This window comes from Mesorhizobium sp. EU05-FHT14A09 (genome assembly GCF_058790995.1).
This window is the reverse complement of the sequence record NZ_JBYTDF010000007.1, coordinates 196,591-209,530: the sequence shown is the minus strand read 5'-3', so window position 1 is coordinate 209,530 and position 12,940 is coordinate 196,591. Positions and strand designations below refer to the sequence as shown.

Sequence of the window (12,940 nt, the reverse complement as noted above, 5' to 3'; positions counted from 1 at the left end):
CGCTCTAGTTTTTTGCGCAAGTCCGGGCGGAAAACCGCAGCAAGGATCAGGTCATGGCCAGCCTCTACCCCGAAATCACCCTGGTGCGGCATGGCGAGACCGAATGGAGCGCCACCGGCAAGCACACCGGCCGCAGCGATATTCCGCTGACTGCAAAAGGCGAGGACGCTGCCCGCAAACTCGCCGAGCGTCTGCGGGACAAAACCTTCAGCACGATCTGGACCAGCCCTTCTTCGCGTGCGCGCCGCACGGCCGAGCTGGCTGGCTTCGCCGCTGCCGAAATCAGGCCCGATCTCGCCGAGTGGGATTACGGCGCCTATGAAGGCCTGAAAACCAAGGACATCCTGGTCGATCGTCCGGGCTGGAGCCTGTTTCGCGATGGCTGCCCGGATGGCGAGAGCGTGATGCAAGCCGGCGCCCGTGCCGATCGCGTCGTCGAGGCGTTGCGTGAGGCGGGCGGCAATGTGCTGCTGTTTTCCTCCTCGCATTTCCTGCGCACGCTCACCGCTCGCTGGCTCGGCCTGCCGGCATCGCAAGGCGCGCTGTTCGTGCTCGACACCGCCAGCGTCTCCGTCCTTGGCTACGAACACGACATGGAAGAGCCGGTGGTGCGCCGCTGGAACCAGACCTGATCTGTTCCCCGATTAGGACGTTGTTGGCTCCGGCCGCGCAAGCGTCTCGCAGCGATCGGCGAACAGCCGCTCGGACAGAAAGTCCACGAACACCCTGACCTTGGGCGACAACTGCCTGTTGGACGGCCAGAGCAGCCGAAACTGGCCGGGCGCATCGAGATAGCCGTCGAGCAGCGTCACCAGCTCGCCCCTAGCGATCGGTCCGCGCACCAGGAAATCCGGCATGCAGCCAATGCCGAGCCCGGCCAGCGTGGCGCCGCGCAGCGCTTCCATATTGTTGCAGGTCAACAGGACCCTGGGGCGGGGTTCCGCTTCACCGGCCGGCAGCACGAGCGGCCAGTCATAGAGCTTGCCGCTGTTGGGAAAGCGGAAGCGGAGCGTGTGATGTCGGTCGAGCTCGCGCGGGCAGGTCGGCGTGCCGTAGCGCTCCAGATAGGAAGGCGAAGCGCACAGCAATTGCTGGAAGGGTCGGAGCGAACGCGTCATCAGCCGGGAATCCGGCAGGTCGCCGCTGCGCATCGCGACATCGACACCTTCGTCGATCAGATCGACGATGCGGTCATTGAAATCGAGATCGAGCTCGACCTCCGGATAGCGCAGCGTGAATTCCGGCAGCACCGGCAGGAAAAGATGATAGCTCACCACCGGCGCGCTCACCTTCAAGCGCCCGCGTGGTGTCTCGATCGCTTCGGCCAGCATGGCCTGGGCATCTTCGAGATCGTCGAGGACGCGCCGGCAGCGCTCGTGGAACAGGCGGCCCTCTTCGGTCAGCCGCAGGCTGCGCGTCGAGCGTTGCAGCAGGCGAACCCCGAGCTGCTCTTCCAGCTTGGTCACCGCCTTGCCGACGGCCGAGGGGGATAGCCGAAGCACGCGTCCAGCGGCGACAAAGCTGCCGAGATCGGCGGTACGCACGAAAGCAGCGAGCCCGCTCAGGCGATCCAGAGCGTTTCCGCTCGGGCGCAAAACCGCTGCGCGCTTTTGCTGGGATTGCTCTGGGGAACGATCCATTCGAGCGTTTTTCTCCATTATATGTGGAGTGAAAGCCATATTCTGCTGCGATTGACGCAAATCTATCATGAACCAGTCTTTCAACAAGCCCGTTGGCTGGTTCGCCCAAGGCGACTGCTGCGGAAACCTCCGTGGACATCATGGCAAATTCGAAAAAGGCCCCGGGCGCGGCCGAAAAAGTGCTCATTCTGGTTGCGGTGTGCCTGGCCGGGCTCTCCATACCGCTTACTTTCACCGCATCGGCCGTGGCGTTGCCGACGATAGGTCGCGTGTTGGGTGGCAGCCCGATCGCGCTCAACTGGGTGACCAACGCCTTCATGCTAACCTTGGGCTCCTCGCTGATGGCGGCAGGCGCATTGGCCGATGCTTATGGCCGCAAACGCATGTTCCTGATCGGCGTGGCCGCCTTTGGTTTCTTTTCGGCGCTTGCATCGATCTCGCCCTCGATCCTTTGGCTTGACCTGGCACGTGCTGCGCAAGGTCTGGCGGCAGCAATTGCCTTCGCCGGCGGAGCGGCGGCCCTGGCGCAGGAATTCGAGGGGACGGCTCGCATGCGGGCCTTTTCCCTGCTCGGCACCTCTTTCGGCATCGGCCTGTCTTTCGGTCCGATCGTATCGGGCCTGCTGATCGACGCCTTCGGCTGGACCTCGATCTTCCTGCCGGTCGTCGCGGCCGCTACATTCTCGTTCGTGATCGGAGCGCGCTTCATGCGCGAGAGCAGAGATCCCGCCGCAACCGGGCTCGATTGGCCGGGTGCTGCAAGTTTCACCGCTGCGCTCGCCTTGCTTACCTATGGGTTCCTCAAGGCTCCAGAAGCTGGTTGGGGCGATCCGGCGGTGATCGGCCTGCTCGTCGGTGCCGTATTGTTCTTCATGATTTTCGGCCTGATCGAGCGCAAGGTCGCGCGGCCGATGCTGGATCTCACGCTGTTTCGCTATCCGCGTTTCGTCGGCGTACAATTGCTGGCCGCGGCACCCGCCTATGCTTTCGTGGTGTTGCTGGTCTTGCTCCCGGTCCGTTTCGTCGGTGTCGAGGGCATGGGCGAGATCGCTGCCGGCCGCCTGATGATCGCGCTGTCGGCGCCGCTGCTGGTCCTGCCGCTTATCGCCGGCTGGCTGACGCGCTGGCTGCCGGCGCCGGCGCTGTGCGCGACGGGTCTCGTCGTCTCTGCCGCCGGCCTGTTCTGGCTGTCCGGCGTGCCGGCGGGTGCGCCCGCCACCGCGCTGGTCCTGCCCATGCTCACCATTGGCGTCGGCATCAGCCTGCCCTGGGGACTGATGGACGGGCTCGCCGTTTCGGTGGTGCCGACCGAGCGCGCCGGTATGGCCACCGGCATCTTCAACACCACGCGTGTCGCCGGTGAGGGCCTGGCACTCGCCGTGGTCAGCGCGGTGCTGTCGGCATTCACGGCAGGCCATCTCGCCGGTGTCGGGCTCGGTCGGCCCGAAGAACGGGTGACCGCCGCGCAGCGTCTGGTCACCGGCGATCTGCCGGCAGCCCAGCAGCTTTTGCCGGACAGCAGCCACGCCCAACTGGTTGCACAGTACGGCCTCGCCTTCTCCAGCCTGCTTGTGGTGCTGACGGTCATTACCATCGTCACCGCGGTCGTGGTGTTCCTGTTCATGGGCCGGAAGGCCGGTGAACAGATGGTGGCTGAGGTTGCCGAGGCGTAGAGCTTTGTAGCCAAGTGGATCAACTTTCCGCGGTTCCGTAAAAACGGAAACGCTCCAGGGGCTAGCCTGCCGTCCAGCCCCTTTCGCGCAGGGCGGCGGCGACCTCCCTGCGCGTGTCGAGCTTGATGTAAAGCAGTTCGACATCGTCGCGATCGCGCACGGTGAGATGTTTGCCCACGATCATCGCCGTGCGCACCTGCGAGCGTGCGAAGCGGTGACGCTTGTCGCCCTTCTGCACGATCAGTTCGCCGGATGAGACGGTTACCGTCGGTTCGTCATGCACGATCAGGAAACCGCCGCCGATGCCGAGCAGGCCGCCAATGATGGCGAGTGCCCAGGGCGACAGTTTCTGACCGATCGTCAATGCAAGCCTGAGCGGTTCTTCCCACGGCACCCAGGGCAGTTGCAGCAGCCAGCCGGCGAGATCGGGCAGGAAGGCGACGAATGCGCCGCCGCCGATCACCGTCGCGATGAAGACCGAGAGCTGGTCGGTGCGCTTCATTTCGATGACGATGGGTTCTTCGCTTGTTGTCATCGGCGGGCTCGTGGCTGGCGCAGTCGATCGAAGGGGATCAAGGGGTAACGTGTCAGCGGCAACTTGCCTTTGAGGCCATTCGGGTTGCCTGTATCCTTGCAGGAAAGATCGGGGGCACTCATGCGCAAGCCAGCATCGAACGGTAAAGTGCAAACAAAGCCATGTAAAATATGTGCCGAGTCCATAAACCAGGCTGCGTATGTTTGCACGCATTGCGGAAATTACCAGAACTGGCGTCGGCATCTGGGAATGAGCCAAACCGTTCTGGCACTGCTCACGGCCTTGATCTCAGTCACGACCGTTTTCTTGCCGATTGCCAAGGAAACACTGACGCCGGCCGAGTCCAGGCTTGGCTTCAGCATTCAAGCCATTCAACCAAGGCAAATAACCATTCTCGTTTCGAACAGCGGAAGTCGCCCTGGCTCGATCCGAGGTGGCCGCCTGAATGTCCTCGATGGCAGCAATCCGATAGCGCGGAGCTTTTCACTCGTAGACCTGAGACTTTTTGTGCCGAAGACCCCGGAAACTGACGGCGGCCAGACCGCGGCCAAGATTATCGAGCCCGGGAAAAGCGAACTGGTTGTTCTGTCGACCGCTGGGGACCTGATCGCATCAAAATACAGCAATGCCGGGGACAAATTGTCCGGCACGTTGAATGTCAGCGTCACGGACTTTCAAGGAAATCAGACCGTGACGGAGAACATCGCGGTCGATTCGACGGACCTCAAGATCTTTCTTGGGGTGATGACCGCGCGGTTTTAGATCGATCTCAGGTTCCCGCGCTGTACGCAGCGATCGCTGCCATGTTGACGATATCGCTGTCCTTGGCATTGAGGCCGACGATCTGCACCGGCTTGTTGAGGCCGACCAGCAGCGGACCGATGACGGTCGAGCCGCCCAGCTCCTGCAGCATCTTGGTCGAGATCGAAGCCGAGTGGAACGCAGGCATCACCAGCACGTTGGCCGGCCCGGTCAGCCGGCAGAACGGATATTGCGCCATCACGCGCGGGTTCAGCGCCACGTCGGCGGCCATCTCGCCGTCATACTCGAAATCGACGCGGCGCTTGTCGAGGATACGCACGGCCTCCTGTACGCGCTCCGAGCGTTCGCCCTGCGGATGGCCGAAGGTCGAATAGGCAAGCATGGCGACGCGCGGCTCATAGCCCATGCGGCGGGCGAAGCTGGCCGCTTCCTCGGCAATGTCGGCAATCTGCTCGGCATTCGGCATGTCATGAACGGCGGTGTCGGCCACCAGCACGGTGCGTCCCCTTGCCAGCACGATCGACACGCCGATGACGCGGTGACCGGGCTTGGCATCGATGACGCGGCGGACATCCTCGAGCGCCGTCGAATAATTGCGCGTCACGCCCGTCACGATGCCGTCGGCGTCGCCCAGCGCCACCATGCAGGCGGCGAAATGGTTGCGGTCGTTGTTGATCAGGCGCTGGCAGTCGCGGAGCAGGTAACCCTTGCGCTGCATGCGCTCGTAGAGGAAGTCGGCATAGATGGCGTTCTTGCGCGACAGCCGCGCATTGATGATCTCCAGCCCGGGCTTGTCGAGCTCGATGCCGGCATGGCGGGCGTTTTCCTTGATGATGTCCTCGCGGCCGAGAAGAATGGCGGTGCCGAGCTTCTGGTTCACATAGGCCACCGCGGCGCGCATCACCTGCTCTTCCTCGCCCTCGGCGAAAACGATGCGCTTGGGCTGGCGCCGCACGCGGTCGTAGATGCGCTGCAGCGTCGAGGCGATCGGGTCGCGGCGCGCCGACAGCTCCTGTTCATAGCGGTCGAGGTCGAGGATAGGCTTGCGGGCGACACCGCTTTCCATCGCGGCCTTCGCCACCGCGATCGGGATCGCCGAGATCAGCCGCGGGTCGAACGGCACGGGGATGATGTAGTTGGGGCCGAACTTCGGCCGGTTGCCCTGGTAGGCAGCGGCGACATCGTCGGGCACATCCCTGCGGGCAAGTTCGGCGAGCGCCTGGGCGGCGGCCACCTTCATGGCGTCGTTGATGGTGGTGGCGCGCACATCGAGCGCGCCACGGAAGATATAGGGGAAGCCCAGCACGTTGTTGACCTGGTTCGGATAGTCCGAACGGCCGGTGGCCATGATGGCGTCGGTGCGAATCTCGGCCACTTCCTCCGGCGTGATCTCCGGGTCGGGGTTGGCCATGGCGAAGATGATCGGGTTCTTGGCCATCGACTGGATCATGGCATTGGTGAAGGCGCCGCGCGCGGAAAGGCCGAACACCACATCCGCACCGTCCAGCGCGTCGGCCAGCGTGCGGTCTTCGGTCTTCGTGGCATGCGCCGACTTCCACTGGTTCATGCCCTCGGTGCGTCCTTGGTAGACGACGCCCTTGGTGTCGCACAGGATGACGTTTTCCGGCGCAAAGCCCATCGACTTGACCAGCTCGATGCAGGCGATGCCGGCCGCACCGGCGCCGTTGCAAACCAGCTTCGTCGTCTTCATGTCGCGTCCGGTGATTGCCAGCGCATTGATCAGGCCGGCAGCGGCGATGATGGCGGTGCCGTGCTGGTCGTCATGAAAGACCGGGATATCCATCAATTCGCGCAGGCGCTGCTCGATGATGAAGCATTCCGGCGCCTTGATGTCCTCCAGGTTGATGCCGCCGAAGGACGGTCCGAGGAATTTGACGCAGTTGATGAACTCGTCGGCGTCCTCGGTATCGACCTCGAGATCGATCGAATCGACATCGGCGAAGCGCTTGAACAGCACCGACTTGCCTTCCATCACCGGCTTGGATGCCAGTGCGCCGAGATTGCCGAGACCGAGGATGGCGGTGCCGTTGGAAATGACGGCGACCATGTTGCCGCGTGTGGTGTAGTCGAACGCCCGCGACGGGTCTTCGGCGATCGCCTTCACCGGCACGGCGACGCCCGGCGAATACGCAAGGCTGAGGTCGCGCTGCGTCGCCATCGGCTTGGTCGGCACGATCTCCAGCTTGCCCGGCCGCCCCATGGCGTGGAATTCCAGCGCCTCCTCGGCGCTCACCGAAGGGCCTTGTCCGTCCTGTCCAGTCTTGCGGGCCATGCTTTTGTTTCTTCCCCTTCGGCGTGCCTGAGACACGCTCAATTTCTTTGTGGAGCGTTCGGGATTAAGGCTACACTTCGGGTGAGTAAAGCGCCAAGCAATTGCCTTCGGATTTTTTGGAAACAGTTTCTTGAACGACGAAACCCCCATCGCCACGGAAGACAGCGCGCCGCTGGCTAGCGGTGCCGCGCCCGTGCTGCCCGCGGCCGGCGCCACGCCGATGATGGAGCAGTATCTCGAGATCAAGGCAGCGAACGCGGATTCGCTGCTGTTCTATCGCATGGGCGATTTCTACGAGCTGTTCTTCGACGACGCCGAGAAGGCGAGCCAGGCGCTGGGCATCGTGCTCACCAAGCGCGGCAAGCATCAGGGCGCCGAGATCCCGATGTGCGGCGTGCCGGTGCACGCGGCCGACGACTATCTGCAGAAGCTGATCGGGCTCGGTTTCCGCGTCGCTGTCTGCGAGCAGATCGAGGATCCGGCCGAAGCCAAGAAGCGCGGCTCGAAATCGGTGGTCAAGCGTGACGTCGTCCGCCTTGTCACGCCGGGGACCATCACCGAAGACAAACTGCTGGCCCCGTCGGAATCGAGCTTCCTGATGACGCTGGGCAGGATCAAGGGCGGTGCCGAACAAAGCTACGCGCTGGCCTGGATCGAGATTTCGACCGGCGTCTTCCGTGTCGCCGAGACCAATGCCGACCGCTTGCTGGCCGACATCTTCCGCGTCGATCCGCGTGAGCTGATCGTTGCTGAGCCGGTCTTCTACGATCCCGAGTTGAAGCCGGTTTTCGATGTGCTTGGCCGTGTCGCCAGCCCGCAGCCGGCCAGCCTGTTCGATTCGGCATCGGCAACGGCACGCATCGCCCGTTTCTTCAACGTGGCGACCCCGGATGCCTTCGGCACGTTCAGCCGCGCCGAGCTTTCCGCCATTTCCGGTGCGATCGCCTATGTCGAGAAGACGCAGAAGGCCGAACGCCCGCCGCTCTCGCGGCCGGAACGCGAGGAAAACGGCGCGACGCTGTTCATCGATCCGGCAACACGCGCCAATCTGGAACTGCTGCGCACGCTTTCCGGCAGTCGGGAAGGATCGCTGTTCAAGGCCATCGACCGCACGGTCACGGGGGGCGGCGCGCGCTTGCTGGCCGACCGGCTGATGGCGCCGCTGACCGATGCCGCCGCGATCGGCGCCCGGCTCGATTCCATTTCGTTCTTCCGCGACGAGACACGCCTTGCCGAGGCGCTGCGGCTGGCGCTCAAAGGTGTCGCCGACATGCCGCGCGCCTTGTCGAGACTGGCGCTTAACCGTGGTGGTCCGCGCGACCTCGGCGCGTTGCGCGCCGGCTTTCTCGCCGCAGGCGACATCGCGCAGGTCTTCGCGCGCGTCACGCCGCCCGCGGAACTGACCGCGGCACTTGCTGCCATCCAGGCCTTGCCGAAGCCGCTGGCCGAGCATCTCGCCGGAGCACTGGCCGACGAATTGCCGCTGCTCAAGCGCGACGGCGGTTTCCTGCGCAGCGGCTACGATGCCGAACTCGACGAGATGCGCGCGCTGCGCGACGAGACCCGCAAGGTCATCGCCGGCATGGAGCGCGACCTGATCGAAGAGACCGGTATCCGGTCGCTGAAGATCCGGCACAACAATGTGCTGGGCTACTACATTGAGGTGACGGTCAACCATCAGGCGATCATGACCGGCACCGATGAGGCCAAGGCGCGCTTTATCCACCGCCAGACCATGGCCAATGCCATGCGTTTCACCACGACGGAGCTGGCCGGGCTGGAGACCAAGATCGCCAACGCAGCCGACCGCGCGCTGGTCATCGAACTTGCCGCCTTCGACCGGTTGCTCGCCGAAGTGGTGGCCGAGGCGGACGCGATCCGTGCCGGCGCCGATGCCTTGGCCGTGCTGGATGTGTCTGCCGCGCTTGCCGCCCTGTCGGTGAGCGAGAACTGGTGCCGGCCGCAGGTCGATGCCTCGCTTGCCTTCGAAGTGGTCGGCGGCCGTCACCCGGTCGTCGAGCAGGCGTTGCGCCGCAGTGGGGAAGGCCCGTTCGTCGCCAATGACTGCGACCTCTCGCCGGAAGGCGACGCCAGGAACGGTGCGATCTGGTTGCTGACCGGCCCGAACATGGGCGGTAAGTCGACCTTCCTGCGCCAGAACGCACTGATCGCCATCCTGGCGCAGACAGGCTCGTTCGTTCCGGCGGCAAGTGCGCATATCGGCGTCGTCGACCGCCTGTTCTCCCGCGTCGGCGCCTCCGACGACCTTGCGCGCGGTCGCTCGACCTTCATGGTCGAGATGGTCGAAACCGCAGCGATCCTCAATCAGGCCGGCGAACGCGCGCTGGTCATTCTCGATGAGATCGGCCGCGGCACCGCAACCTTCGACGGGCTCTCGATTGCCTGGGCAGCCGTCGAATACCTGCACGAAAAGAACCGCTGCCGCTCGATCTTCGCCACCCATTTTCATGAGATGACGGCGCTGAGCAACAAGCTTGGCCGGCTGCACAACGTCACCATGCGGGTCAAGGAATGGGAAGGCGACGTCGTCTTCCTGCACGAGGTCGGCAAGGGCGCGGCAGACCGCAGCTACGGCGTGCAGGTGGCGCGGCTCGCCGGCCTGCCGGAAGCGGTGGTGGCGCGCGCCAAGCAGGTGCTGCACCAGCTGGAAGAAGGCGAAACTTCCGGCAAGGCCGACCGGCTGGTCGACGACCTGCCACTGTTCTCCGTCGCGGTGAAGCGCGAAGCCCCCAAGCCGGTCAAGACCGATGCGCTTGGCGAGGCTTTGGCTGCCATCAGCCCGGACGAGATGACGCCGCGCGAGGCGCTGGAAGCGATCTACCGGCTGAAGGAACTGCTGGATCGGTAAGGATATCCTGGAGGGTCTGCCGTCACGTGTACGTCCTCAAGCCGGGCATAAAGAAAGACCTTCCCAGGCAATGGGCGCTGCCGGACCGTATCTTCTTCGGCTACGGCGCCTGTCATATCCTGGCCGGTTTCTATCTGCTGCGGCCACCGTTTGCCGGCTTCTATGCGGAGCGCATCGTCCCGATCGGCGATCTGCCGGGAAACCATGTCTATGTGACGAACGGCGCGATCGCCTTTGACTATCACGGCTATTCCTGTCGAACCCGGCTTCTCGATCATCACAAGCGGGCCTGGGCGTCCCGGCATTCGGGCTGGCATTGTGTGATCGAAAGGGTCGATTTCGATCTGCTCGACACGTTGGCCTTGAACGCGCGCAAGATGAGAGGGCCAGATCAGTACCTGCATGACGCCATTCCACGGGCGCGCCGGTTCGTTGAACGTGTCGACCATGCCGGGGCCTTCGCCAGGGCGCGCAGCACCGCCTGAAAAAGGTGCCGGATTTCCGGTGCCGGAAACGCTTTCAGGAACAGCACGGCTGGCGCTATATTGGCTGGCGCGGTGGGAACACAGATTGGAGGAACCAATGGATCGACGGTTGTTTCTGACGGGAATCCTCGGCGTCGCCGGCGCCGCCGTCATGGTCACGGCCATGCGTCCGGGACAGGCGATCGCGGGCGTGCCTGCGGCACGCGGCGGCATCCTTGACGAACTGGAAAAATCAGACGGGGAAATGACCGTATTCGATGGCGAGGCCGGCGCCGATGCCGAACTCATCGATCATCGCCCCGGGCATCGCCGGCGTCATCGCCCCTGGGGCGGTCGCCCGCGCTGGCGGCGTGTTTGCCGCCGGGTCTGGCGCCGTGGCCGCTGGCACGTTCGGTGCTGGCGCGAGCGTGTCTGGGTGAGGCGCTGGGCTTAAGACAACAACCCCGGCCAAAAGCCGGGGTTTCGCATTTGCGAGGGCACCGTCAGGCGGATGAAACCGCAAGGTCGTCGCCGAGGTCGGAGCTGGCTGCTCGGCCTTGTTCCGCGGAAGCCGGCAAAATTTTCTGCTTCGGTCCGGGCCGTCCAAGATAATAACCCTGTGCCTCATGACAGCCTTCGATACGCAGGATCTGCAGCTGCGCGGCGGTCTCGACACCCTCGGCCAGCACCGGAATGCCGAGACTTTGTCCCAGCGCAAGCACGGAGCGGACGATGGCCATGGCGTGAGTGTTTCGTTCCATTTCCCGGGTGAAGGAGCCATCCAGCTTGATCTTGTCGAAGGGAAAGCTGCGCAGCGTATCGAATGACGAATAGCCGATGCCGAAATCGTCGATCGAGATCTTCACGCCCAATCCCTTGATCTGCCGCAGTGTGTGCAAGGCCCGGCCCTTGTCGGCGATGAAGGTCGATTCGGTGATCTCAAGCTCCAGCCGGCTCGGCGACAGTCCGGTCTCGATCAGGATATCGCGTATCAGACCTGCGAGGTCGTTGTGTACGAACTGCACCGGCGAGAGGTTGACGGCGATCTTGTAAGGCTTGCCCAGCTTGCCGGCTTCCCGGCAGGCCGTTCGCAGAACCCATTCGCCGATGACCAGGATCAAGCCGGTCTCCTCCGCTATCGGAATGAAGACCGAAGGCGAAATCGCGCCCCGTGTCGGGTGGCTCCAGCGCAGCAGTGCTTCATAGCCGAGCACCTCGCCGGACTGGACGGATTTCTGCACCTGATAGTGGACCTCGAGCTGGCCGAGTTCGATGGCGTGGCCAAGGTCCGATGCCAGGGCATGATGCTCGCGCGCTGCCCTGTCCATGTGCGGCTCGTAGAAGCAGACGGCGCGCGTGATGTCGGCCTTGGCGCGGTACATGGCAAGATCGGCATTGCTGATCAGGACCTGCCTATCATGCCCATCGTCGGGATAGAGGGCGACGCCCAGGCTCGCCCCTGCGGCAAGCTCGGCATTGCCGATGCGGAGCGGCTCCGCGAACACCAGCTCGAGGCGCTTCAGGAAATCGTCGAGGTGACGACGTTCGACGAAATGTTTGACGCACATGAACTCGTCGCCGCCAATGCGCGCCGCGAACTCGTCGTCCTGCAGCAGACCGCCGAGGCGATGGCCGATCGTGGCGAGCGTTACATCGCCGGCCTGGTGACCGCGCAGATCATTGATTTCCTTGAAACGATCGAGATCGATGCCGATGATGGCAACCTTGGCGACCGTGTAGCGGGCGCGCTCCAGTTCTTCGTCGAGATGCTCGATGGCGCTGGTCCGGTTGGGCAGCCCGGTGAGGGAATCGGTCATCGCCAGCTTCTGCAGGCGATCGAAGGCTTCCTGCGAACTCTGCTCGTCGATCAGGTAGCTGATGATGCCGGCGCCCAGCACCAGCATGCCAACGCCGACAACGGCGAAGGCGGCGAGCGTCGACGACGCGGTGCTGTCGGCCGCGGTCGAAAAGGGCGTCACCGAGATCGCCGTCATTCCGGTGAAATGCAGGGAGGCCACGGCAAGCACGAAGAAGCCGACCGGCAGATATCGGGTTTCGCCCAGCAGCGGCTTGACCGCCTGCCTCAGCGCGAACCCCGCGAACAGGACCGACATCGCCACCGAAGCGAGCACATAGTCGAGATTCCATTCGATCAGCCCATCGACACGGTAGGCCATCATGCCGCTGTAATGCATTGTGGCGATGGCGATGCCGACAACGCCGCCGCCGATCTCTGCCGCCAGTGGGAAGCGGAAGCTGATCGACAGCCAGAAGCCGTAGGCGCAGCCGGCAACCGCGATCAGCAGCGACACCATCGTGAAGGCAGGGTCGAAGGTGACGGGCGCATCATGTTCATACGCGATGACGGCAATGAAATGCGTGCACCAGATCGAGGACCCGGCCGCCTGGGCGGCAAGGAAAATCCAGCCGGCCCGTTGCCAGCCATTACGTGCCTCGGCCTGCCGGAAAAGCCTGAACGTGACCCAGCTGCCCGTGACGCAGACAAAGACGGCCAGCAAGACGAGCCACGGGTTATGCTCCGTGACCAAGCATGAGACGACACGCATGAACCGCCCCCCGGCGCCATTATGTAGGGCAATCGCGTTTCGGATTGTTGCGGATCCTGGCGCGACCGTCGGTGTTCAAGACGTTGCCAAGCAATCGCTAATATTCTGATAGCGCCGATAGTTAATATGGCAGCTTC

At 63.8% G+C, this 12,940-nt stretch carries 10 protein-coding genes; 6 read left to right on the top strand and 4 right to left on the bottom strand.

Features of this window, described 5'->3' with window-relative positions; genetic code table 11:
• Positions 1–53 precede the first annotated feature (53 nt).
• Positions 54–632: a histidine phosphatase family protein gene (locus AC3WTO_RS22755; RefSeq protein WP_492463191.1), complete on the top strand. Its 579-nt coding sequence runs from the start codon at positions 54–56 to the stop codon at positions 630–632.
• 12 nt (positions 633–644) lie between these two features.
• On the opposite strand, the gene AC3WTO_RS22750 is transcribed toward AC3WTO_RS22755, so the two are convergent.
• On the bottom strand, positions 645–1,574 hold the full coding sequence (locus AC3WTO_RS22750) for a LysR family transcriptional regulator (RefSeq protein WP_492463246.1): 930 nt from the start codon (positions 1,572–1,574) through the stop codon (positions 645–647).
• 206 nt (positions 1,575–1,780) lie between these two features.
• Between AC3WTO_RS22750 and AC3WTO_RS22745 the strand changes: the two genes are divergently transcribed.
• The gene (locus AC3WTO_RS22745; RefSeq protein ID WP_492463245.1) at positions 1,781–3,313 is read left to right on the top strand and encodes an MFS transporter; all 1,533 of its coding nucleotides are present in this window, start codon (positions 1,781–1,783) and stop codon (positions 3,311–3,313) included.
• Between the two features lie 61 nt (positions 3,314–3,374).
• Here the strand turns inward: AC3WTO_RS22745 and AC3WTO_RS22740 are convergent, their stop codons facing one another.
• A complete protein-coding gene (locus AC3WTO_RS22740; RefSeq protein ID WP_492463190.1) occupies positions 3,375–3,848 on the bottom strand; it encodes a YqeB family protein in 474 nt (157 codons plus the stop codon).
• A 120-nt stretch (positions 3,849–3,968) separates the two neighbouring features.
• Here AC3WTO_RS22740 and AC3WTO_RS22735 point away from each other — a divergent pair, with 120 nt between their 5' ends.
• The gene (locus tag AC3WTO_RS22735) at positions 3,969–4,610 is read left to right on the top strand and encodes a hypothetical protein (protein ID WP_492463189.1); all 642 of its coding nucleotides are present in this window, start codon (positions 3,969–3,971) and stop codon (positions 4,608–4,610) included.
• A gap of 7 nt (positions 4,611–4,617) precedes the next feature.
• Here the strand turns inward: AC3WTO_RS22735 and AC3WTO_RS22730 are convergent, their stop codons facing one another.
• Entirely contained in the window at positions 4,618–6,903 is a 2,286-nt protein-coding gene (locus tag AC3WTO_RS22730; RefSeq protein ID WP_492463188.1) for an NADP-dependent malic enzyme, read from the bottom strand.
• Between the two features lie 130 nt (positions 6,904–7,033).
• Here AC3WTO_RS22730 and mutS point away from each other — a divergent pair, with 130 nt between their 5' ends.
• The 3 genes from mutS (at position 7,034) to AC3WTO_RS22715 (ending at position 10,690) form a co-directional block, all read left to right on the top strand.
• Positions 7,034–9,772 carry a DNA mismatch repair protein MutS gene (gene mutS, locus AC3WTO_RS22725; RefSeq protein ID WP_492463187.1) on the top strand — a complete coding sequence of 913 codons (2,739 nt, stop codon included), beginning with the start codon at positions 7,034–7,036 and terminating at the stop codon, positions 9,770–9,772.
• Positions 9,773–9,798: 26 nt separating this feature from the next.
• The gene (locus AC3WTO_RS22720) at positions 9,799–10,257 is read left to right on the top strand and encodes a hypothetical protein (RefSeq protein WP_492463186.1); all 459 of its coding nucleotides are present in this window, start codon (positions 9,799–9,801) and stop codon (positions 10,255–10,257) included.
• A gap of 97 nt (positions 10,258–10,354) precedes the next feature.
• Entirely contained in the window at positions 10,355–10,690 is a 336-nt protein-coding gene (locus AC3WTO_RS22715; RefSeq protein WP_492463185.1) for a protamine-2 (modular protein), read from the top strand.
• A 49-nt stretch (positions 10,691–10,739) separates the two neighbouring features.
• Here AC3WTO_RS22715 and AC3WTO_RS22710 read toward each other — a convergent pair whose 3' ends face one another.
• On the bottom strand, positions 10,740–12,803 hold the full coding sequence (locus AC3WTO_RS22710; protein ID WP_492463184.1) for a putative bifunctional diguanylate cyclase/phosphodiesterase: 2,064 nt from the start codon (positions 12,801–12,803) through the stop codon (positions 10,740–10,742).
• Positions 12,804–12,940 lie beyond the last annotated feature (137 nt).

What these genes read in the sequence shown, in the direction of transcription:
- AC3WTO_RS22755 (WP_492463191.1), top strand. Translation starts at nt 54, where the DNA reads ATGGCCAGCCTCTACCCCGAAATCACCCTGGTGCGGCATGGCGAGACC.
- AC3WTO_RS22730 (WP_492463188.1), bottom strand. Translation starts at nt 6,903, where the DNA reads ATGGCCCGCAAGACTGGACAGGACGGACAAGGCCCTTCGGTGAGCGCC.
- AC3WTO_RS22735 (WP_492463189.1), top strand. Translation starts at nt 3,969, where the DNA reads ATGCGCAAGCCAGCATCGAACGGTAAAGTGCAAACAAAGCCATGTAAA.
- AC3WTO_RS22710 (WP_492463184.1), bottom strand. Translation starts at nt 12,803, where the DNA reads ATGCGTGTCGTCTCATGCTTGGTCACGGAGCATAACCCGTGGCTCGTC.
- AC3WTO_RS22740 (WP_492463190.1), bottom strand. Translation starts at nt 3,848, where the DNA reads ATGACAACAAGCGAAGAACCCATCGTCATCGAAATGAAGCGCACCGAC.
- AC3WTO_RS22715 (WP_492463185.1), top strand. Translation starts at nt 10,355, where the DNA reads ATGGATCGACGGTTGTTTCTGACGGGAATCCTCGGCGTCGCCGGCGCC.
- AC3WTO_RS22745 (WP_492463245.1), top strand. Translation starts at nt 1,781, where the DNA reads ATGGCAAATTCGAAAAAGGCCCCGGGCGCGGCCGAAAAAGTGCTCATT.